16 protein-coding genes are annotated in these 21,301 nt (G+C 65.7%); 11 read left to right on the plus strand and 5 right to left on the minus strand.

All coding sequences use genetic code 11. The features are described 5' to 3' along the window. Positions 1-219 precede the first annotated feature (219 nt). The 3 genes from GJV37_RS25985 to GJV37_RS25995 all read right to left on the minus strand — a co-directional run bounded on the left by GJV37_RS25985 (position 220) and on the right by GJV37_RS25995 (position 4,267). Positions 220-2,691 (minus strand): TonB-dependent siderophore receptor, encoded by a 2,472-nt coding sequence (locus GJV37_RS25985; protein WP_193453097.1) that lies wholly within the window; start codon positions 2,689-2,691, stop codon positions 220-222. Positions 2,692-2,804: 113 nt separating this feature from the next. Next, positions 2,805-3,761 carry a FecR domain-containing protein gene (locus tag GJV37_RS25990; RefSeq protein WP_193453098.1) on the minus strand — a complete coding sequence of 319 codons (957 nt, stop codon included), beginning with the start codon at positions 3,759-3,761 and terminating at the stop codon, positions 2,805-2,807. Further along, positions 3,758-4,267 (minus strand): sigma-70 family RNA polymerase sigma factor, encoded by a 510-nt coding sequence (locus GJV37_RS25995; protein WP_024765890.1) that lies wholly within the window; start codon positions 4,265-4,267, stop codon positions 3,758-3,760. The genes GJV37_RS25990 and GJV37_RS25995 overlap by 4 nt, the downstream gene beginning before the upstream one ends. 282 nt (positions 4,268-4,549) lie before the next feature. On the opposite strand from GJV37_RS25995, the gene GJV37_RS26000 reads away from it, so the two are divergent. From GJV37_RS26000 to GJV37_RS26010, 3 genes are all read left to right on the plus strand, one after another. Next, positions 4,550-5,413, plus strand: a complete 864-nt coding sequence (locus GJV37_RS26000) for an AraC family transcriptional regulator (RefSeq protein WP_024765889.1) — start codon at positions 4,550-4,552, stop codon at positions 5,411-5,413. 294 nt (positions 5,414-5,707) lie between these two features. Further along, positions 5,708-6,568 (plus strand): SDR family NAD(P)-dependent oxidoreductase, encoded by an 861-nt coding sequence (locus GJV37_RS26005; protein WP_193453099.1) that lies wholly within the window; start codon positions 5,708-5,710, stop codon positions 6,566-6,568. A gap of 541 nt (positions 6,569-7,109) precedes the next feature. Further along, positions 7,110-8,162: a DUF2235 domain-containing protein gene (locus GJV37_RS26010; RefSeq protein WP_024765886.1), complete on the plus strand. Its 1,053-nt coding sequence runs from the start codon at positions 7,110-7,112 to the stop codon at positions 8,160-8,162. A 92-nt stretch (positions 8,163-8,254) separates the two neighbouring features. Here the strand turns inward: GJV37_RS26010 and GJV37_RS26015 are convergent, their stop codons facing one another. Beyond that, positions 8,255-8,998 (minus strand): class I SAM-dependent DNA methyltransferase, encoded by a 744-nt coding sequence (locus GJV37_RS26015; RefSeq protein WP_193453100.1) that lies wholly within the window; start codon positions 8,996-8,998, stop codon positions 8,255-8,257. A gap of 629 nt (positions 8,999-9,627) precedes the next feature. On the opposite strand from GJV37_RS26015, the gene GJV37_RS26020 reads away from it, so the two are divergent. The 3 genes from GJV37_RS26020 (at position 9,628) to GJV37_RS26030 (ending at position 13,215) form a co-directional block, all read left to right on the plus strand. Next, the gene (locus GJV37_RS26020; protein ID WP_024765884.1) at positions 9,628-11,013 is read left to right on the plus strand and encodes an APC family permease; all 1,386 of its coding nucleotides are present in this window, start codon (positions 9,628-9,630) and stop codon (positions 11,011-11,013) included. A gap of 100 nt (positions 11,014-11,113) precedes the next feature. After that, on the plus strand, positions 11,114-12,007 hold the full coding sequence (locus tag GJV37_RS26025; RefSeq protein WP_024765883.1) for a LysR family transcriptional regulator: 894 nt from the start codon (positions 11,114-11,116) through the stop codon (positions 12,005-12,007). A gap of 107 nt (positions 12,008-12,114) precedes the next feature. Beyond that, a complete protein-coding gene (locus GJV37_RS26030) occupies positions 12,115-13,215 on the plus strand; it encodes a M14 family metallopeptidase (protein ID WP_024765882.1) in 1,101 nt (366 codons plus the stop codon). A gap of 7 nt (positions 13,216-13,222) precedes the next feature. Here GJV37_RS26030 and GJV37_RS26035 read toward each other — a convergent pair whose 3' ends face one another. Next, positions 13,223-14,131, minus strand: a complete 909-nt coding sequence (locus GJV37_RS26035; protein WP_170859389.1) for a LysR substrate-binding domain-containing protein — start codon at positions 14,129-14,131, stop codon at positions 13,223-13,225. 158 nt (positions 14,132-14,289) lie between these two features. Between GJV37_RS26035 and GJV37_RS26040 the strand changes: the two genes are divergently transcribed. The 5 genes from GJV37_RS26040 to mrdA all read left to right on the plus strand — a co-directional run bounded on the left by GJV37_RS26040 (position 14,290) and on the right by mrdA (position 21,266). Continuing rightward, positions 14,290-15,588: an NAD(P)/FAD-dependent oxidoreductase gene (locus GJV37_RS26040; RefSeq protein ID WP_193453101.1), complete on the plus strand. Its 1,299-nt coding sequence runs from the start codon at positions 14,290-14,292 to the stop codon at positions 15,586-15,588. A 66-nt stretch (positions 15,589-15,654) separates the two neighbouring features. Next, positions 15,655-16,746, plus strand: a complete 1,092-nt coding sequence (locus GJV37_RS26045; protein WP_024765879.1) for a polyamine ABC transporter substrate-binding protein — start codon at positions 15,655-15,657, stop codon at positions 16,744-16,746. Further along, positions 16,743-18,011, plus strand: coding sequence for an NAD(P)/FAD-dependent oxidoreductase (locus GJV37_RS26050; RefSeq protein ID WP_193453102.1), 1,269 nt, complete (start codon positions 16,743-16,745; stop codon positions 18,009-18,011). Before GJV37_RS26045 ends, GJV37_RS26050 begins: the two co-directional genes overlap by 4 nt. A gap of 52 nt (positions 18,012-18,063) precedes the next feature. Then, the gene (locus GJV37_RS26055) at positions 18,064-18,963 is read left to right on the plus strand and encodes a DMT family transporter (RefSeq protein ID WP_193453103.1); all 900 of its coding nucleotides are present in this window, start codon (positions 18,064-18,066) and stop codon (positions 18,961-18,963) included. 410 nt (positions 18,964-19,373) lie between these two features. Next, entirely contained in the window at positions 19,374-21,266 is a 1,893-nt protein-coding gene (gene mrdA / locus GJV37_RS26060) for a penicillin-binding protein 2 (RefSeq protein ID WP_193453104.1), read from the plus strand. Positions 21,267-21,301 lie beyond the last annotated feature (35 nt).

The following is a 21,301-nucleotide window of genomic DNA, read 5'->3' on the forward strand; positions in this document are numbered from 1 at the left end:
CAATGACCTGCCTGACGGCTTCGGCCTTGAATTCCGGGGTGAATCTCTGGGTGCTCATAGACTTCCTCCTATGCTCAAAGCGTAGGCCGGGGATGTCTATCGTACCGGGGGTAGTCCAAAGCGTAGGCCGGGGATGTCTATCGTACCGGGGGTAGTCCAAGCGTAGGCCGGGGATGTCTATCGTACCGGGGGTAGTCCAACCGGTCCAAAGCGAGCACCTCAGAAGTCGGCTTTCAGGGTGACGGCGTAGTTGCGTGGGTCGCCGTACTGGTTACTCGCGTTCAGCCAGCCGATGGAGGAGTAGTACTTCTTGTCGAACAGGTTGTTGCCGTTCAGGGCGACGCTGAAGTTCTTGTCGATCTGGTAGCCCAGGCGCGCGTTCCAGATGGCGTAGCCGGACTGCTTGATATCGCCTACGCCACCGGTGCCACCGAAGTTGGTGTTGTAGTTTTCGCTCTGGATGCTGGCGCCCGCGCCGACGGTCCACTGGCTCAGTGCTCCCGGCAGGTTGTAGTCACCCCAGAAGCGCAGGAGATGGCGCGGCGTGTAGCTGTTGAAGGTGGAGCCGGAAGATGAGGTGCCGTCGCCCGGATCGTTGAGGAACTTGGTCGAGGTATAGGTGTACCCGGCGAACAGCTGCAGGCCCCTGAGCACTTCGCCGCTGATCTCTGCGTCAAAGCCCTCGGCGCGAACCTTGCCGCCGGCCACGTAGCAGTTGTCCTCGCCGTTCTGCCCGCACTCTGAGGCGTAGTCGTACTGCGCACGGTTCTCCTGGTCCACACGGAAGATCGCGAAGCTGGTGTTCACGCGGCCCTCCATCAGCTCGCCTTTCAGGCCGATCTCGTAATTCGAACCCTCAATCGGCTTGAGCGAGGCGCTATCCTGCGTCAGCTCGGTCTGCGGCTTGAAGATGTCGGTGTAGCTGACATAGGCCGACCACTGGTTGTTCAGCTCGTAGATGAGGCCGCCGTAGGGGGTGAACTCGCCGGTTTCCTTCGAATGCGCCGGGGTGGGCGAGGAGGTGGTGAAGCGGGTGAGCTCGTAGTCGTACTGGTAGTTGCTGGTGCGCCCGCCCAGAACCAGGGTCAGCGGCTCGACCAGCTTGTAGCGCACCACGCCGTAGAGGCCGTTCTGGCGGATATGACCCTTGGAGGTGCCGGCATAGGTGGTGCTGAGCATCTCTTCTTCGGTTGGTTCGCGCGGGGATACCGGGTCGTAGATGTTGATCGGCCCGAGGTTGAGCAGTCCGCCTTGCAGGTCGTCGGTCTTCAGGTCGCTGGCGTTGGCGCCGACCACCACCTGGTGCTCCAGGTCGAAGGCGCGCCACTTGCCGGCGAGGTTGATGTCAGCGCCCTTGTTGATGTTTTCGAAGTCGTACAGGTAGGCGCGTGACTGCATGCCGTCACCGGTGGCTGAGTCGACCGCCCCCCGGCCGAAGCTGTAGAGGATGTCGTTGGTCTCGCGGATGTAGCTGCCCGAGGCATTCAGGCGCCAGTCATCGTTGAAGTCATGGGTGACGTCGGCGAAGTAGGTCGTCTGCTTGTTGTTCCATTTGTTCCAGTCGGCGCCGGTGAAGGTGGAGCGGCCCGCGTGCACCGCGCTGCCATCCTTGTTGCGCGGCAGGCCGCCGAAGGACGGTGTCGAGTGCAGGTCTTCCACGCTGGCGCCGGCGGCTACCCTGGTATCGTCGGTCAGGTCGTATTCGAGAATCCCGTAGAGCACGTTCTTGCGGCTTTCCGCCGTGTCATAGAAGTAGTCCCGATCCTCGTGGGCGGCCACCAGGCGACCACGCAGCTTGCCGTCGGCAGTGAGCGGAGAACTGGCATCGATGCTCTGCCGGTAGGTGTCCCAGGAGCCGGCGCTGGCGGTGAGGGACAGCGACGGCTCGGCCTTCGGACGTTTGCGCACGAGGTTGATGGCCGCGCCGGGGTTGCCGCTGCCCTGCAGCAGGCCGTTGGCACCGCGCAGCACTTCGACGCGGTCGTACAGCAACGTATCGGAGGTGAAGCTGCTGCCGATGGCGTAGTAGCGGCGATCGAGCGGAACGCCGTCGTACTGGATGGTCTCCACCTCGAAGCCGCGCGAGTAAATGTACTTACCGCCGGACGGACTCTGATAGGTGGTGATGCCGGTGGATTTCTCCAGCACCTGGTCCAGGGTGTCGAGGCGCTGGTCGTCCATCGCCTTGCGCGTAATGACGGTAACCGATTGCGGGATGTCCCTCAGTCGCTGGGTGGACTTGCCGATCGTGGCTTCGTTCGAGGTGTAGGAGCCGGAGCCCTCCGTCGTCGCTCCCAGGCCCTGACCGGTAACGACCGTGTCGCTTATCTCCAGGGCTGTCGGGATTTCCTCCAGCACGTAGCTGCCACCCTGATCGATTGCCCGCAGGCCGGTGCCGGCGAGGAGGGCGGCGAACCCGGCCTCCCTGGAATAGCTGCCATGCAGGCCGTCCGAGTGCCGGTTGGCAGTCTTGCTGGCATCGAACGAAAGCGCTGCCCCGGCCTCGCTGGCGAAGCGGCTGAGCACTTCGGTCAGTGAGCCGGCGGCAATGTCGTACTGCCGGACGCTTTGCACCGCACCGGTCGGTACCGGCTCTGCGGCCTGGATGGCGGATACGCCCCCAACGGCGAGGCTGAAGAGGGCGGCCTGCACCTGGATGGCGAGCCGATGGCGAACGAACGGATACAACATGGTCTCTCCCCGGTAGTAGTGACCAAGTGGGTCACTGATGCCGGGAAAGCCGAACCAGGGACGAAGAAAGTGCACGGTGTTCAGAATTATTTTTCGCCGGCATCCCGAAGGCGTCAGCTGCGTGGAATCACGGTTACCCAATACCCTGTGCGATACACCGCCCTGACGGGAAAGCTGCGCTCCAGGGATCGCAGCGCGAGGTCGGTGTCATCCAGGGGGAAGGCTCCGGAAATGCGCAGGCTGCTGATGCGTGGGTCGCACCTCAGCAAGCCATGGCGGTAGCGCCCGAGCTCTTCCAGTAACTCTCCCAGCGGGCGGTCGAGCGCGATCAGGCTGCCCTGTTCCCAGGCGCCCACCGAGGCGCTGTTGGCCTGCACGGGGCCGATGACTCCGGAGGCGACGCGGGTGTGCTGGCCTGCTTCCAGGCGCAGGGCGTTGCGCTGTCCCGGAACAGTCACTTCGACGGCTTTTTCCAGGACCGCCACATCGGTGCCGCCGCTCCAGCTGCGCACGGTGAAGCGAGTCCCCAGGGCGCGTACGCTGGCATCGGGGCTCTGGACGAAAAATGGCCTGTCGAGGGCGTCGCTGGCGGTGCTCACCAGCACCTCGCCGACACGCAAGATGATCAGGCGCTGGTTCGCGTCGAAGCGCACATCCACCGCGCTGTCGGTGTTGAGGAGCATCTGGCTGCCATCCGCCAGGGTGAAAGTGCGGCGCTCACCCACTGCGGTTTTGTAGCCGGCAGTGAAGCGTTGGCGCGTATCGCTGCGCCAACCCAGTGTGGCCAGCCCGCCCAGCGAAGCGAGCACCACGACACTGCGCAGCACCTGGCGCCTCGATGGTCCGGTCGAAGCCAGTGTTGCAGCAGCCAGGCGACCCGGCACCCGGGCCATCTGCCGGTTCACCGACTCGATGCGCTGCCAGGCGCGCTGATTGATCGGGTCGGCCGCCAGCCAGCGCTGCCAGGCTTGCTGATCGCTGGCTGCAGTCGACTCATTGGCGAGTCGCGCATACCAGCGCGCGGCTTCGCTGATGGCCTGGCGCTCATTCGGAATGAGGGCGTCGCTCACGAGAGGCGCACCATCGCCAGGCAACAGTGTTCCATGGCCTTGGCCATGTACTTGTTGACGGTGCGGATGGAGATGCCCAGTCGCTCGGCAATCTGGCTGTAGGTCAGTCCTTCCAGCTGTGACAGGATGAAGGCCTGCCGGGTCTTTTGCCCCAGGCCATCGAGCATACGGTCGATTTCCGTCAGCGCTTCGAGGAGCAGGGCCTGCTCTTCGAGGGAGGGCTGGACCGCTTCGGGAAGCAGGGCCAGCGCTTCCAGATAGGCCCGCTCCAGTGAGCGCCGGCGGTACAGGTCTATCACCAGTCCCCGTGCGATGGTCTGCAGGTAGTGACGGGGTTCGCGAATCACCCCAGCGCTCTTGGCCATCAGCACGCGCACGAAGGTGTCCTGCGCCAGGTCGGCCGCATCAGCGGAGTCGTTGAGGCGCTGGCGCAGCCAGCCGCGAAGCCAGCCGTGATGGTCGCGGTACAGCATCCCTACCGATTGCAGCGACGAATCTCCCTGCATTGCAATCCCCCAAGAACAATTTGCAAACGACAATCGTTATCAATCATACGGGATGTGGCAATGCTTGAAAACTGCCGGCTGGGGAGCGTCTGCTTCTGGCCGGAAGTGCCCCGCACAGCCGTTTTCCTCGCCTGCAAGCCCTCATGGCTGCCCGTTGCCATGAGGGTGGAAAGTCGGGTGACGGAGACGGCCGTGGGGGTAACCTGAGCAAATCCGGCTAGGTGCGCCCACTGCGGATTGGGTGATTCTATCGCCGACCGCATAACCAGGAGCTTCCATCCGGTGCCCGATATTCCCACTGCCTACGCCAAACGCTTCGATTCCGTGCTTGCTTACATCGATGGGCACCTCGAGGGTGACCTTTCGGTGAAAACGCTGAGCGAGGTGGCGCATTTCTCGGCGTTTCACTTCCATCGGCAATTCACAGCCTACGTAGGTGTGCCTGTCGCGCGTTATGTGCAGCTGATGCGCCTGCGACGCGCGGCGCATCGCCTGGTGTCTGGTGCGGAATACTCGGTAATGGATGCCTCGCTCGACGCCGGCTTTGACAGCCCAGAGGCATTCAGCCGGGCCTTTCGGCGGGACTTCGGCATGGCGCCCAGTGCCTTCCGGCAGCAGCCGAATTGGCAGACCTGGCATGCGGTTTTCGCCATTCCCCATTTTTCCAGGAGCATCACTATGCAGGTACGTATCGTCGATTTCGCCGAGGTCCGGGTCGCCGCCCTCGAACACTGCGGGCCTCCCGCACAGCTCGACGAGAGCGTGCGCCAGTTCATTCAGTGGCGCATGGGTAGCGGGCAGTCGCCAGTAGACGCGAGCCGCACTTTCGGCATTCCCTACGGCAACCCCGACACAACACCAACAGAACAGTTTCGCTTCGACATCTGCGGCGAGATCGGCGAAGCCGTCGCGTCGAACGATTACGGCGTACGCGAGCTGGTCATTCCCGGTGGCCGTTGTGTGGTCGTTCGCCACGTCGGCTCGCCGGATCACATCGGCGAGAGCATCTATCCGGTCTATCGCGACTGGCTGCCTGGCAGTAACGAAGAACTCCGTGACCACCCGTTGTTCTTCCACTACCTGAGCGTCTTTCCTGAGACGCCGCTGGAAGAATGGCAGACGGATATCTACATCCCGCTGCAATAGCACTCGCTCGCACTTTGCCGTCGTCCGAGGCATTCGTGACGGCGGCACTTTGTGCTGCCCGGTCGCGCTGACGACAAGCATTCGCTACCGCCAGTGGACGATCAAACATTCAAGGTGATCGACGATGGGCGCTGCGCCTTGCGCCCGACGATTATCTGCAGCCGGCACCCTGGAGTGCAGCGACAACCGGCGAACTTATTCATGGCCCTGGGGCCAGCGCTTTGGCCGGCTCGGACATGGGGTGAGCGGCACGGCGCACACTAGACTGCGGCTACCCAATAGAAGGAGTGGCACATGACTTTCAATCACCAAGTGGTCTGGATCACCGGGGCATCCTCCGGCATTGGCGAGGCGCTGGCGCGCCTGCTGCTGCAGCAGGGCGCGTGCGTCATCCTCTCCGGGCGGCGCGAAGCCGCGCTGCAGGCCGTTGCCGAGCAGGCGCCGCAGCGTGCCCTGGTCCTGCCCTTCGAAAGCACCGACTATGCCGCGCTGCCACAGGTGGTGGAGAAGGCCTGGGCCTGGAAGGGTCGTATCGACTGCCTGATCAACAACGCCGGGATCAGCCAGCGCAGCCTGGCCCTGGATACCCGCTTCGAGGTTTACCGCGAGCTGATGGAAGTCGACTACCTGGCTCCGGTGGCCCTGACCCAGCAGTTGCTGCCGCGTCTGGTCGCACAGGGGAGTGGCCAATTGGCCGTTGTCAGCTCCGTGGCCGGCAAGGTCGGTGCCCCATTGCGTACCGGCTACTGCGCTGCCAAGCATGCCGTAATCGGCTACTTCGAGGCCTTGCGCGCCGAAGTCGAACAGGCCCATGGCATCAGGGTCAGCGTGATCCTGCCTGGTTCGGTGCGCACCGGCGTGGCCGTCAACGCACTGGGTGGCGACGGTGCCCGTCGCGGTCGCTCCGACGTCAATATCGATAACGGCATGCCTGCTGACGAAGCCGCGCGGCGCATTGTCGAGGGGCTGGCGGCCGGTCTGCGCAGCATAGAGGTGGCGGAGGGTACCGAGAAGCTCGCCCTGCACCTGCGAAGCACCGACCCTGAGCGCCTTTTCGCGCTCACTGCCGCCGAAGGCGCGCGCCTGGCCGAAGAGCGTGCCCGCAACGGCAATGCCGATATCGACCCGGGAGCTGTGCAGCGCCTGGGCAACTGAAACCTGTCAGCGGAAGGATAAAAGGCCCAGATTACCCTGGGCTTTTTTCTCCAGCGGTGTCAGGCGCGCCCTGAGTATGGCCTGCACCTGGGGAGACTGTGTTTCACCCGCGGCGGCCGCTGCCGGCTCAATGCTGATCCTGTCTGTCGGGCTTGCAGTTTCGATCAGTCCGCACCTTGCAGACAGTGCGATCGAGCAGGAGCTTCAGGATGCCGGGCCCAACCCTATGATCAACCGGCATCAGGACGGGTTGGTCGCTGCTGCTCGTCGCTGCGCGCAAGTCAGCTCAGCCCACCAGGATCGCCCGCAATCGCAGTCCGCCGTACGGCGATGCAGCTCTGTCGACGGGCTACTACAGTTGCCCATCGAGGGCGATACCGTCGAAGGGGCTTCGGACCTTTGCTCAGAATGAAAAGTCATCCGTCGTGCATTCTTGCGAGGGCCTTCTCCACTCGTGTTTCCGGTTTGAATCTCGCCTGCGAAAGCAGCAACGGAGCGGGAAGTTTCGAGCAGCCAGAGCGACTGGCGTTGGAGAAAAGGCATGCCCAAGAAAATCATCATTTCCTTCGACGGAACCTGGAACACGCCGGATGCGAAGTCCGAGATCAAGGGCAGTAAAAGCACCAATGTGTGGAAGCTGCATGCATCCATCCTGCCCACCGACAAGGACGGCACGACGCAGGACAAGTGGTACGACAAGGGTGTCGGCACCGCGTGGTACGACCGTCTCGCCGGCGGGGCATTCGGCGTGGGGCTTTCCGAGAAGATCCTCGATGGCTACCGGCAACTGGTCACGACCTACGAGGCCGGTGACCAGATCTACCTGTTCGGCTTCAGCCGTGGGGCCTATACGGCGCGCAGCCTGGTGGGGCTGATCCGCAATGCCGGCCTGCTCAAGCCCGAGCACATCGACCTGACCAACGAAGCCTACGGCCTGTACCGGACCCGCGACGAGGGTGCGGATTCCGACAGTGCCAAGCTGTTCAGGGACAATTTCTCGCGGGTGATCTCCATCCACATGCTCGGCATCTGGGATACCGTGGGCGCCCTGGGCGTGCCGCTGGAATCCTTCGACTGGTTCAACAAGGCCTATTACGAGTTCCATGACACCGAGCTCAGCTCGATCGTCCACAACGCCTTCCAGGCGCTGGCCATCGACGAGTGGCGCAAGAATTATCAGTGCACGCTGTGGGACCCGAAGAGCAAGCCCAACCAGCGCGTGGAGCAGGTCTGGTTCTCCGGTGCGCACGCCAATGTCGGCGGTGGCTACGCAGACAACAACCTGTCGGATATCGCCCTGGTGTGGATGGTCAACAAGGCGATCGAATGCGGCCTGGCGGTGGATACCGGCAAGACCCCGAGCCTGCCCACGACCACCCAGCCCATCACCAACTCCTACAAGGAATTCCTGGGCGGCGCCTACAGCCAGCTCACCCCGCCGTATTACCGGGATATCGGTAACACGCCCTTCGGCCAGGAGGCGATCGATCCCAGCGTGGAGGACCGCCTCAAGCACGATGCCCAGTACAAGCCGAAGAACCCGGTGGGCGGCCATCTCACCGGCAACTTCACGCCGGTGGGCAAGATCCGCTGACGATCAGCCACGCTGGCCGGTGGCGTGGTTGCGTGTTCTTCGCCGAGCGGCCGGCACAGTCGCTCACGCCGCGGCGAATACCATGGCTCTTGTTAGCGCTTCACGCAGACGAACAGCGCGTTGCCCAAGCTGCCGGCCCAGGGCGTGATCCGTTCGTAGTCGTGCTCGAAGACCTGGACCTCGAAGAGCGGCTCCAGCAGCCGCTGCAACTCGGCGAAGGTCACCGCGACCATCGCGTGTTCGTCCTGCCAGGCCTGGGTGTCGCCGGCGCTGGTCTTCTCGATGCTCAGGCGCAAGGCCTGGCGCTCGCCCGCGCCGCTGTAGTACCAGCCGGAACCGAAGGTGAACTGGCTACCCTCGTGCTCGACCGAATGACGCACGAAGGAGCGGTTGTCGATCTGCCCCTTGTCCACGCTGTTGAAGCAGAACACGCCGCCGTCTGCGAGTGCATCGTGCACGCTCGAAAGGCATGCCTGAAGCTGTTCCACGTCGGGGTTGTAGTGGATCGAGTAGAGGAAGCAGGTGATCAGATCCAGCGGCTCGTCGACGTGGAAGCTGGCCATGTCCTGCCGGCTGAAGTGCGCCTCGGGGCAGCGCTGCCGGGCGATGTCCAGCATCGGCTGGTTGATGTCCAGGCCGGCGCTCTGGTAGCCGAAGTCGAGGAAGTGGCGCACGTGCGGCCCGGTTCCGCAGGCGAGGTCCAGGTGCCTGTGCCCCTGGTTGCCGAACAGCTGGTGCAGGCGGCGCACGCAGTGGCTCTGCGCCTGGTAGTCGATGTCGGCGCACATCAGGTCGTAGTAGGAGGACAGATCGGTGTACAGCGCGTTGGAGGACATAGGCAGCCAGGGAAAGGGGTTCGCCGCAGGTTTGGGCGCGGCATGGTACATCAGCCGTGGCCGATCCCCGCGGAAATCGGACTGGCGTGGTCGACGAGGCAGGTGTCATGGCGAGCGTCCGGCGCCTGGACCGGGTTGCCCGGGCTGACGGCCAGCCACCCCGTCCGACAGCGGAGCCGGTCGCCGGATCCGCAATGCACGGCCATTTTTTTCATTGGCCGCGAAAATATTTTTACTAATTTTCCTCGGCGAAAAGCTGAAGCACCATGCCGCCCCATTCCAACAACAACGTCCTTCGAGGCGGCCAGCAGGAGTGCCCAGGTGCAAGCGTTCAACGAGTGGCGGCAGTGTTTTGCAGCACGGACATTCATCGATGACGCACTGGGCGGCGCCCCTCGGCTCGCACTGCGGGAGGGGGCTGCTGCCATGCACCGCCTCCCGGCTTCCCTGGCCCCGCACGCTTGTCGGGCCGCCCCGATCGACCCCCGCTGAGTTCCTCCGGCAGCGGCTGCCCGAGGCTTGGCTTCGGCTGGGGTCATCGGGCATCCGACCACTGCGCAGGAAGCCTCGACCGGCATCGCGCCGTTCCAGTCCAACGAGCCCAGAGGCTCGCAGTCCATGAGTCAGCCATGAAAAAAACAACAAGCGCTTCCGCTACGTCCTTGCCTGCCCATCCAGCCCATACCCCATCGCCGTCGTCGCGCAGTTTCCGCAAGTCGCTGGGGATCCCGGCGCTGGTGCTGTTCGGCCTCGCCTACATGGTGCCGCTGGCCGTCTTCACCACCTACGGCCTGGTGACCCGGATGAGCAAGGGGCATCTGCCAACGGCCTATCTCTTCACCCTCGCGGCCATGCTGCTGACCGCCTACAGCTACGGGCGCATGGTGCAGGCGCACCCGTATTCGGGGTCCGTCTACAGCTATACGCGCAAGACCTTCGGCGCGGCCTTCGGCTTCATGGCGGGCTGGACGCTGCTGCTGGACTACATCTTCCTGCCGTTGCTGAGCTACCTGCTGATCGGCATCTACATGACCGACTACTTCCCCTCCGTGCCGCTGTCGGTGTGGATACTCGGGTCCATCGCACTGGTGACCCTGCTCAACCTCGTCGGCATCGAGTCGATCACCCGGGTCAACTGGGTGCTGATCGTCGCGCAGATGGTTTTCGTGGTGGTGTTCATTGCGCTCTCGCTGAGCCACCTGGGTGCCCAGGCGGAGCCGGTGGCGCTGGTCCAGCCGTTCTATGACGAGCACTTCAGCCTGCCGCTGGTGATGTCCGGTGCGGCGGTACTGTGCCTGTCCTTCCTCGGCTTCGATGCCGTCTCGACCATGGCCGAGGAAACCCCGGAGCCGCGCCGGCAGATTCCCGCAGCGATCATGCTGGTAACCCTGATCGGCGGCGTGCTGTTCATCGTCATGGCCTACTTCGGCCAACTGGTGTTCCCCGAGTGGCAGGCGCTCACCGATGCCGATTCCGCGGCGCTCGACGTGCTGCGCCGGATCGGCGGCGAGTGGCTGGTGACCTTCTTCACCGCGACCTACGTGGCGGGCTGCTTCGCCTCGGCGATGGTGTCCCAGGCGAGCGTCTCCCGCGTGCTCTTCGCCATGGGCCGGGACGGGGCGATTCCCCGTGTATTCGGCAAGCTGGTGACGAAGAAACGCGTGCCGGCGAATGCGATCATCCTGATCAGCCTGCTGTCCCTGATCGCCCTGTTCGTCACCCTGGATACCGTCGCCAACATGATCAGCTTCGGCGCGCTCTTCGCGTTCTCGGCGGTCAACCTGGCGGTGATCAAGCACTACCTGATCGATGAGCGCCTCACCGGCAAGGGCAACTACCTGCGCTACGGGGCGCTGCCGGCCCTGGGCTTCCTCAGCACCATCTGGCTCTGGTCGAGCCTGTCGGGGATGTCCTTCCTGATCGGCTTCGGCTGGATGTGCCTGGGGTTCATCTGCCTGGCCAGCGCCACGCGGATGTTCCAGCAGCAGCTGCCGGACCTGAACATGGCGGAGTGATCGTCGGTCGGATCGAAGCCGGGCCTGGCCCCGGCTTCTTTCAAGCGAAGCCGATACTGGTTAAGGTGGCGCGAATTCGAGAAGCGGGCGGGATCGCGCCATGAAACTGCATCAACTGCGCGCCCTGCGCACCATCGCCGAAAGCGGCAGCCTGCAGGAGGCCTCGCGTCTGCTGGAGGTCACCCAGCCGTCACTGTCCAAGGCAGTGAAGGAGCTCGAAGGCGAGCTGGGCGTGCCGCTGCTGGTGCGCTCGAATCGTGGTGTGACGGTCACGGCCTACGGCGAGCGGCTGGTCAGCATGGCCCGGCTGGTCACCGAGGAAGTGCGCCGCGCGCGCGACGAGATCGATACGCTCAAGGGCGAGATGGCCGGCCGCGTGGCTATCGGCGTGTCGCCGGTGACGCCCAATCGCGCCTTTGCCAACTGCTTCAAGCGCTACCGCGAGCTGCACCCGAATGTGCAGCTGCAAATCTTCGAGCTGCGCTCGGTGCAGCTCTTCGAAGGGCTGAAGGAAGGCCGGCTGGACCTGGTGCTGACCACCCAACCGGTGCAGGACGCCGCCGACGGGCAGGTCTGGTACGAACTGGCACCGCAGCCTTCGGCATTGGCGGTGCGCAAAGGGCATCCCCTGGCGGGGGCTCGCTCGCTGCACGAACTGCTGGACCTGGAGTGGCTGTTGTCCGACCCGCTGGAAGTCGCCCTGGCCGGGCAGTTTTTCCGTGAACGCGAGGTGGCGCCGCCCCAGCGCATCACCGAATGTTCTTCCTCGCTGCTCTACCTCGAACTGGCGGCCAGCACCGACGCGGTGAGCTTCTGGTCGCAGCGCATGCTGCAGTTGCCGATGGTGGCGCAAGTGCTGGTGCCACTGCAGATCGCCGAAGCCACGCCGGTGGCGAGCATTTCCATGGTCACTCGCCCGCAGGAGTTGATGACCCGCGAAGCCCGGTTGCTGGCCGAGGAAATGGTGACGGCGTTCAACACCGCGCAAATCTGACCGGCATAACCAGCTTCAATGCTCATGTGTAGAGATCATTACTCCGCGCTTTCGCGCTGATGCATCCTGCCGGCCGCCAGATGCCACCCGAAACGGCCGGAGTCTCCATGAAAGCATCGTCATATTTCTCCCAGAGCTACGCCCAGGCGCGCAGCAGGTTCCTCGATGCCTGCGCGGCCGCCGGCCTGCTGGTGGAGTCCCATGTCCATCCGCTCACCGGGCGCGATGGCGAGACGCTGGCGGTGGACGTCGCCCGCGAAGGTGCGTCCGACGCGAAGCGGCTATTGATTATCAGCAGTGGTTGCCATGGCGTCGAAGGCTTCTGCGGCTCCGGCGTGCAGAGCGCTCTGCTGGCCGACGCCCAATGGCGTGAGCATGCGCTGCGCAACGGCTGCGCGGTACTCTACGTGCACGCCGCCAACCCCTACGGCTTTTCCTGGTGGCGCCGCTGGACCCAGGAGAACGTCGATCTCAACCGCAACTTCCGCGACTTCACCCAGGCGGCCCCGGAGAACCCCGGTTATGCGCGCCTGGACGCGGTACTCGCGCCCCGTCGCTGGCCGAGCCCGTTGGGGCGCCTGCGGCTGCTCGGCTATGCACTGCGCCATGGCCGCTGGGAATTGCAGCGGGCGATTTCCTCCGGCCAGGCGAGTCATCCCGATGGGCTGTTCTTCTCGGGCACTCAGCCGACCTGGAGCAACCGCACCGTGCGCCAGGTGCTGCGCCAGCATGGCCGGCAATGCCGCGAAATAGCCTGGATCGACGTGCACACCGGCCTCGGCCCGACCGGCTACGGCGAGTACATCTACTCGGGTGATCCGCGCCCCGCAGCGTTGCTCCGCGCCCGCGCCTGGTGGGGCGACGAGGTGCGCTCCACGGAGGAGGGCAACAGCGTGTCGGTGAAGCTCAGCGGCAAGCTGGTCCACGCGGCACTCGAGGAGTGCCCGCAGGCGCTGCTGATCTCCATGAGCCTGGAGTTCGGCACCGTGCCCGGCTCGCAAGTGCTCGAAGCGCTGCGCGCGGACCAGTGGCTGCACCGCAACCCCGGTGCGCCGGTGGCAACGGCGCAACGGATCAAGCAGCAGCTGCGCGATGCCTTCTACGTCGACACCGACCAGTGGAAACAGGCCGTACTGACTCGCGCGCGGGATACCGCCTGGAAAGCGGTGGAGGGCCTGTGCAGCGAGATTCCACGAGAGCTGGCCTGAACTCGGGTCAAGCTTCCAACGGGTTGCGCTGCTCCTCGAACCAGTCGAGCACCGCCTGGCAGGCCGGGTGGGCGGCGCCGCTGTCGCGCAGCCACAGGGCGTAGCGGCCGCCGGTCTTCAGTGCTTCGCCGAAAGGCACGATGAGGTCGCCACGCTGCAGGGCGTCGTGGGCCAGCATGCGGTCGGTCATGGCCACGCCCAGGCCGCGGGTGGCGGCGTCCAGCGCCAGGTCGTCGAGGTTGAACAGCATGTGCTTGAACTGCGCCGGTGGTGGCGCGGCCTGCGCGCGCAGCCACTGCGGCCATTCCAGGCCGCCGCTGGAGGCGTGGATCAGCGGGTGGCGGGCCAGTTCCTCCAGTGAGCGCGGCGGCTCCTGGCCGTCGTCCAGGCGCGGGGCACAGACCGGGATCAGGTATTCGTCGTACAGCGGCGTCAGCGCACGGCCCTGGGGGTCGCTGCCGCTGGGCAGGTAGAGCACGTAGGCGTCGCAGTCACCGCCGTCGTCCACCACTTCGCCGCCCACCGTCTCGATGGACAGGCACAGCTCCGGGTGCCGCGAGTAGAAGGAGCTCAGGCGCGGCAGCAGCCAGCGCACCGCCAGCGAGACGAAGATGCGGATGCGGAAAGGCCGGTCCGCCGAGGCCGGCACTAGGCGTTCCTCCAGGCGCAGCAACTGCTGCAGCATGCCTTCGGCCACCGTGTATACCTCGCGGCCGGCGTCGGTCAGCGCCACCTTGCGGCTGGTGCGGTCGAACAGCGGCACACGGTAGTACTCCTCCAGTTGCTGGACCTGCCGGCTGATGGCGCTCTGGGTCAGGTGCAGCTGTTGCGCGGCTGCTGTGAAGCTGCCGGATTCGGCAACCTGCACCAGCGCCTGCAGTGCCTGCAGGGAGGGAACGCGCAGCAGTTTGTCCATGAACCGTCCCTCCACAATCTATGCGTTTTTCGAATACAAGGATGAAAAATGAGCGTTGGTGCGACCAGCGCTGCTGCCCGTAGATTCTGGCCATGACGCGCCATTGGGGAAATCGCTTGGATACGCCCGGCGCATGGATTGTGAAGGAGTGCCGGGCAATGAACAATCACTGCGGCTGGATCGCCCTGGCGGGCGAGTTGCCCGCGCGGCCGACGCTGAGTGCAACCCAGCGGGCGGACTGGCTGATCATCGGCGGCGGCATCACCGGGTTGTCCGCCGCTCACACACTGGCGGCGCGTTTTCCGCAACAGCGCGTGGTGCTGCTGGAGCGCCAGCGCATCGCCCAGGGCGCCTCCGCGCGCAACTCCGGTTTCGTCGTCGCCCACGAGTTGCCGGCGGCCGGCGAACGCCTGGGGCAACCCGGCCATGCCGCTTACCAGGTGGCCTCGCGCATCGGCATCGCGGCAGCGCAGGAGGTCCGCCAGCGCATCGCCGAACTGAACATCGACTGCGAGCTTTACAACGACGGCTATCACTTCGCCGCTCACCGCGCCGAGCATCTGGGCGATATCGACGGCATCCTCGCCACGCTGGCCTCGGTGGGCGCCAACGCTCGCTACTACGAGGGCGCCGCCCTGGAGCAACGGCTCGGCAGCGCGTTCTATGCGCGGGCCATTCATTGCGCCGGCGGCAACGCACTGCTGCAACCTGCGCGCTATGCGAAGGGCCTGGCCGACAGCCTGCCGGCGTCGGTGGAGATCTTCGAGCAGAGCGGCGTGACCGACCTGCGCCGCAGCGGCCAGGGCTGGGTGGCACGCACCGCCCAGGGCGAAGTCCAGGCTTCGCAGGTGCTGGTCTGCCTGGGCGCATTCATCGCCCGCGCCGGCCTGCACGACAGCGGCGCCTTCCCGCTGGAACTCAGCGCCAGCATCACCCGCCCGCTGGATGAGCCACGCTGGCAGTCGCTGTTCGGCGAGCGTCAGTGGGGCGTGCTCGCGCCGTTGCCCGGCGGCGGCACCGTGCGCCTGCTGCCGGGGCGCCGACTGCTGATCCGCAACACCGTCGAGTACCGCCATCGCGACCTCGACAACCGCGCGCTGGCCGAGCGCCGTCGCCGCCATCTCATCGGTTTGCAGAAGCGTTTCCCCGGCATCGTCGACGCCGACCTCGCCTACAGCTGGACCGGCCACCTGAGCGGCACCCGCTCCGGCGAACCGTATTTCGCTCGCGTCGACCAGGGCCTGCATGCCGTGGCCGGCTGCAACGGCTCGGGCGTGGCGCGCGGCACCCTGTGGGGGCGCCTGCTGGTGGAGATGGCGACAGGGGGAAGCTCGCCGGTGCTGGCCGATGTGCTGGCGCAGGCGACTCCCGGCTACCTGCCGCCGAGCCCGTTCTTCGATATCGGCGCTTCGCTGCGCATGGCCTGGGAGGTGCGCCGCGCGCGAGCCGAGGCCTGATTCATCGCTTTACCCACGCACGACCATCCAGAAAGACCATCTCCAAGAACAACAACCGAGGGCAGCATGATCAACCGTCCCATGACCCTGGCAGGCCTGGCCCTGTCGCTGTTGGCTGGCACCACCCAGGCGGCGCCGACCGTCACCATCGCCAACTGGAGCAGCTACATCGCCGACGACACCCTGGCGAACTTCACGAAGCAGACCGGCATCCAGACCACCTACGACCTGGTGGACAGCAACGAGACCACCGAAGCCAAGCTGATGACCGGCGCCAGCGGCTACGACCTGGCCAGCCCGTCCAACCACTTCCTGCCGCGGCTGATCAAGGCCGGCGCCATCCAGGAACTGGACAAGAGCAAGCTGCCCAACTGGAACAACCTCGACCCCAAGCTGATGAAGATTCTCGAGGTCAGCGACCCGGGTAACCGCTACGCCATTCCCTACCTCTGGGTGACCGTGGGCATCGGCTACAACGAGGACAGGATCAAGGCCCTCTTCGGCAACACCGACGTCACCCGCAGCTGGCAGCTGCTGTTCGATCCGAAGAACGCGGAGAAGCTCGCCCAGTGCGGCATCGCGGTGATCGACAACGCCACCCAGATGGTGCCCATTACCCTCAAGGTGCTCGGCCGCGACCCGGCCAGCCAGAACCCGGACGACTTCAAGGCGGCCGAGGCGGCGCTGCAGGCGATCCGCCCGTCGATCCGCTACTTCCACCAGTCCAAGTACGTCAGTGACCTGGCCAACGGCAACATCTGCGTCGCCATCGGCTTCAGCGGCGACGTGCTGCAGGCCATGACTACTGCCCAGCAGGCCGGCAACGGCGTGAAGATCGGCTACAGCCTGCCGCGTGAAGGCAGCACCATCGCGGTGGACACCGTGGTGATTCCCAAGGGCGCACCGCACCTGGACAACGCCTACGCCTACATGAACTACCTGCTGCAGCCCGAGGTGATCGCCAACATCACCAACGCCGTGCAGTACCCCAACGGCAACGCCGCCGCGAGCCAGTACGTGAAGCCGGAACTGCGTGCGAACCCGGCCGTCTATCCGCCGCAGGAAGTGCTCGACACCCTGTTCCCGATCAAGACCCTGTCGCCCTCCGGGATGCGCATGAGCACCCGCCTGTGGACCCGAGTGATGAGCGGCAAATGACCCAGCCCAACGACCTGCGCCGCCACGCCCTGGTGATCGGCGCCGGCGTGGTCGGCCTGGCCACCGCGCTGAAACTGCAACGCCGCGACTTCCGCGTGACCCTGCTGGACCGCAATCCGCCGGGCCTGGCCACGTCATTCGGCAACGCCTGCACCTTCGCCACCTACTCGGTGGAGCCGGTGGCCACGCCCGGCATCTGGCGCAAGGCGCCGGGCATGTTGCTGCGCCCGGACAGCCCGCTGGCGATCCGCCCGGCCTACCTGCCGCGCATCGCGCCGTGGCTGTTGCGGTTCCTGGCGGCATCGCGGCGTGATCGCGTGGAGGCCATCGGCCACGATCTCAGTACCCTGCTGCGCCCGTGCATGGAGGCGTGGCAGGGGTTGTTCGACGCGGCCGGCGCCAATGACCTGATCCGCCACGATGGCTCGCTGTACATCTTCGAGGAGCATGAACGCGGTGACGCCCAGGCCATGGTGGATTACCACCGGCGCTTCGAGGTGCCGATCCGCTTCGTCGAAGGCGGTGAATTGCGCGAGCTGGAACCCGCACTCAACGCCCGCGCCAGCTGCGCGGTGGAGCTGCCGGGCGTGAGCCGCACGCTCGATCCCTACGCGCTGAGCCTGCGCCTGTTCGAACGTTTCCAGGCCATGGGCGGCGAGTTCCGCCGTGGCGAACTGCTGGGACTCGAACCGGCCGGGCAGGGCCGGGACGCAGTGCAGGCGCAACTGGCGACCGGCGAGCGGCTGGCCGCCGACCGCGTGGCGCTGTGCACCGGCGCCTGGTCGCGCACCTTGGTGGAGCAATTGGGCGATGCCGTGCCGCAGGACACCGAACGCGGTTACCACGTGCTCTTCGGCCATGCCGGCGAGGTGCTCAATCGCCCGGTGTGCTGGGGTGCCGGCGGCTTCTACATGACGCCCATGGCACAGGGCCTGCGGGTGGCCGGCACGGTGGAGTTCGCCGGACTGGAAGCGCTGCCGAGCCCGGCGCGCTACCGCTGCCTGACCCGTGGCGCGCGGCGCTTCCTGCGCCTGCAGCACGAGCCGGTGTCGCAGTGGATGGGCTTCCGCTCCTCGGTGCCGGACAGCATGCCGGTGCTCGGCCCGTCCCGGCGGCTGCCGCAGGTGTTCTACAACTTCGGCCACGGCCACATCGGCCTGACCCTCGCTGCCATCACCGGTCAACTGCTCGCCGAGCAGGCCAGCGATGTCGTCACCAGCGTGCCGGTGACGCCGTTCCTCGCCAGCCGCTTCAGCTCGCGCTGAAGCGCCGGCATTCATCACGGACATTCACCCCGAACAGGAAGGAGAACACGACATGCCCCAGCTGACCCTTGTTGCCCCTCGCAGCCATGTCATGCGCAGCGTGGGCCTGATGCTGTTGTCGATGTTCTGCTTCGCCGTGGTGGATGCACTGGCCAAGGTCGTGGCGCTGAAATACCCGGCCAACGAAGTGACCTTCTTCCGCATGGCCTTCGGCGTGCTGCCGGCCTTCCTGCTCTGCCTGCGCGGGCGGCCGCTGGTGCAGCGCTGGCGGCAGCTGGACATGCGCGGGCAGACCATTCGTGCGGTGACGCTGCTCGGGTCATCCGCGCTGTTCTTCGCCGGGTTGCCCTATGTGCCGCTGAGCGAAGCCATCTCCATCGCCTATTCCGAGGCGCTGCTGGTGATCGTGCTGGCGCCGCTGCTGCTGGGCGAACGCCTGCTGCCGCGCAACGCGCTGGCGGCGGTGCTCGGCTTCCTCGGCGTGCTGATGGTGGTCAAGCCCGACAATGCCGAAGCCAGCCTGGTCGGTCCGGCGCTGCTGGTGGCCAGTGCCTTCTTCGGCGCGCTGTCGATGATCCAGATCCGACGCATCCGCGAGACCGACGACTCGACCACCACGGTGCTGTATTTCACCGTGGTCGGCACGCTGGTGACCGGCACCACGCTGCCGTTTTCCTGGAGCACTCCGAGTTTGCCGGACCTCGGCCTGATGCTTGCCCTCGGCCTGCTGGCGACGCTGGGCCAACTGCTGTTCACCATCGCCGTGCGCCGCGCCCACGCGGCCACCCTGGCGCCTTACACCTACACCAGCATCATCTGGGCGAGCCTGCTCGGCTACCTGATCTGGGGCGAAGTGCTCAGCCTGCTGTCGTTGATCGGCATCGTGCTGATCGTCGGCAGCGCGGTGGTCGTGGCGGTGCTGGAGCAGCCGCCGGAAGGCTCGGTGGTCTGACTTTCCTCGCTTCGCACTTGGCGCCGCGCGCTCCTGCGGATGGAGTCCGGCCCTTCGGTTTTCGTCGCCGCGAACCTTGTGCGCGATTCTGCTCAGGCCGAGTGCGTTGGCTGGCCCATCGCGGGCTCGGCCCGCAATAGCCTTCACCCTGCAGAGGAGTATCGCGAGCTGCGGCAGCGTCCATCGGCGTCGACTTCCCCTGGGAGGTGCTTCGACTACCGGTCAGAATCCGGCTCGTCAGTCTGGTACCATCGCGCGCCGAGCTGCCATGTGCCGCGTGATTGTCCCGCGCCTGGCGATACCGGTTTCTTCCGTTTTGCTGCAAACAGGCCGCATCGATCGGCAAGCCCCCCTGCATGGGCAGGGGCGAATCGCTTGCCGCAGGGTCGATGGGGCCTTCTGGAATCCCGATGCACGATCCGATCAAACTCAAGGACCACCAGCAGGAGTCGGCGCTGGTCAACCGCCGGCTGATCGCCTGCGGCCTGCTGGTGGCCCTGATGAGCGTGACCCTGGTGGCGAGGATGTACTTCCTCCAGGTCACCGACTACGCGACCAACGCCACCGTCTCCGAGAACAACCGTATTCACGTGCTGCCGATTCCCCCGGAACGCGGGCTGATCTTCGACCGCACTGGCAAGGTGCTGGCCGAGAACCTGCCGAGCTTCAACCTCACCCTGACCCGCGAGCGCGCCGGCAACTCGATGGCGGTACTCGATCAGGTCACCGATATTCTTCACCTGAGCCCCGAGCAACGCCTGCAGTGCGACAAGGCCCTGAAGAAGAGCCGCCACCCCTTCGAGCCAGTCACCCTGCTGCATGAGCTGAGCGAGGAGCAGATCGCCCTCATCGAGGTCAATCGCTACAAGCTGCCGGGCATCGATGTGGATGCCGAATTCGTCCGCCACTACCCCTACGGCGAGCACTTCGCCCATTCGGTCGGCTTCGTCGGGCGGATCAACGAGCGCGAGGCTGCCCGCCTGGACAGCACCGAGTACCGCGGCACCGAGTACGTCGGCAAGACCGGCATCGAGCACTTCTACGAACCGCAACTGCACGGCCACGTGGGCTACGAGGAGGTGGAAACCAACGCCCAGGGCAGGGTCATGCGCGTGCTGAAGAAGGTGCCGCCGGTGGCCGGCGAGAACATCGTGCTGGGCCTCGATGTGGACCTGCAGATCGCCGCCGAAAAGGCCCTGGGTGATCGCCGCGGCTCCGTGGTAGCGCTGGACCCGAACACCGGCCAGGTGCTGGCGATGGTCAGCAACCCCAGCTTCGACCCGAACCTGTTCGTCAATGGCATCAGCTCGGCGCAGTACGCCGAGCTGCGCGATTCCATCGACCGGCCGCTGTTCAACCGGGCGCTGCGCGGGCTGTATTCGCCGGGCTCGACCATCAAGCCGGTGGTAGCCATCGCTGGCCTGGATACCGGCACCATCACCCCGGCCACGCGGGTCTTCGATCCGGGCTACTTCCAACTGCCCAACTACGATCACAAGTACCGCAACTGGAACCACAGCGGCGATGGCTGGGTGGACCTCGACGCCGCCATCAAGCGCTCCAACGACACCTACTTCTACGACGTCGCCCACAAGCTCGGCATCGACCGCATGCACGACTACCTGACGCGTTTCGGGCTGGGCAGCAAGGTGTCCATCGACATGGCCGAGGAATCCCCCGGCCTGATGCCGTCCCGTGAGTGGAAACGCGCCACCCGGCGCCAGGCCTGGTTCCCCGGCGAGACGGTGATCCTCGGTATTGGCCAGGGCTACATGCAGGTGACGCCGCTGCAACTCGCCGAAGCGACCGCGCTGATCGCCAGCAAGGGCGCCTGGCACCGCCCGCGCCTGGCGGAGTCGGTGGGCGGCGAGGACGTTGTCGATGCCCATCCCATGCCCGACATCCACCTGAGCGACCCCCGCGACTGGGACGCGGTGAACTATGGCATGCAGCTGGTCATGCACGACCCGGGCGGCGGCGCTCGGGCCGCGGGGCAGGGCGCGCAGTACCGCATCGCCGGCAAGAGCGGCACCGCGCAGATCGTCGCGATCCGCCAGGGCGAGCGCTACAACCGCCTGAAAACCCAGGAGCGCCACCGCGACAACGCCTTGTTCGTCGGCTTCGCCCCGGCCAGCGCGCCTTCCATCGTGGTGTCGGTCACCATCGAGAACGGCGAAGCCGGTGGCCGGGTCGCCGGCCCGGTAGTCCGCGAAATCATGGACGCCTGGCTGCTCGACCAGGACGGCAAGCTCAAGCCGCAGTATGCGGCGCCGGCCGAGACGGCTTCGGGCAAGCACGCCTGATGTCCTGCCGGAGCCCAGCCTGCGCGTCTGGGCTC

This window comes from Pseudomonas nitroreducens (assembly GCF_010994165.1).
GTDB lineage: Bacteria > Pseudomonadota > Gammaproteobacteria > Pseudomonadales > Pseudomonadaceae > Pseudomonas > Pseudomonas nitroreducens.

Coding starts and splice junctions, on each gene's coding strand:
- GJV37_RS25985 (WP_193453097.1), bottom strand. CDS start 2,691: ATGTTGTATCCGTTCGTTCGCCATCGGCTCGCCATCCAGGTGCAGGCC.
- GJV37_RS25995 (WP_024765890.1), bottom strand. CDS start 4,267: ATGCAGGGAGATTCGTCGCTGCAATCGGTAGGGATGCTGTACCGCGAC.
- GJV37_RS26005 (WP_193453099.1), top strand. CDS start 5,708: ATGACTTTCAATCACCAAGTGGTCTGGATCACCGGGGCATCCTCCGGC.
- GJV37_RS26010 (WP_024765886.1), top strand. CDS start 7,110: ATGCCCAAGAAAATCATCATTTCCTTCGACGGAACCTGGAACACGCCG.
- GJV37_RS26015 (WP_193453100.1), bottom strand. CDS start 8,998: ATGTCCTCCAACGCGCTGTACACCGATCTGTCCTCCTACTACGACCTG.
- GJV37_RS26020 (WP_024765884.1), top strand. CDS start 9,628: ATGAAAAAAACAACAAGCGCTTCCGCTACGTCCTTGCCTGCCCATCCA.
- GJV37_RS26025 (WP_024765883.1), top strand. CDS start 11,114: ATGAAACTGCATCAACTGCGCGCCCTGCGCACCATCGCCGAAAGCGGC.
- GJV37_RS26030 (WP_024765882.1), top strand. CDS start 12,115: ATGAAAGCATCGTCATATTTCTCCCAGAGCTACGCCCAGGCGCGCAGC.
- GJV37_RS26035 (WP_170859389.1), bottom strand. CDS start 14,131: ATGGACAAACTGCTGCGCGTTCCCTCCCTGCAGGCACTGCAGGCGCTG.
- GJV37_RS26040 (WP_193453101.1), top strand. CDS start 14,290: ATGAACAATCACTGCGGCTGGATCGCCCTGGCGGGCGAGTTGCCCGCG.
- GJV37_RS26045 (WP_024765879.1), top strand. CDS start 15,655: ATGATCAACCGTCCCATGACCCTGGCAGGCCTGGCCCTGTCGCTGTTG.
- GJV37_RS26050 (WP_193453102.1), top strand. CDS start 16,743: ATGACCCAGCCCAACGACCTGCGCCGCCACGCCCTGGTGATCGGCGCC.
- GJV37_RS26055 (WP_193453103.1), top strand. CDS start 18,064: ATGCCCCAGCTGACCCTTGTTGCCCCTCGCAGCCATGTCATGCGCAGC.
- mrdA (WP_193453104.1), top strand. CDS start 19,374: ATGCACGATCCGATCAAACTCAAGGACCACCAGCAGGAGTCGGCGCTG.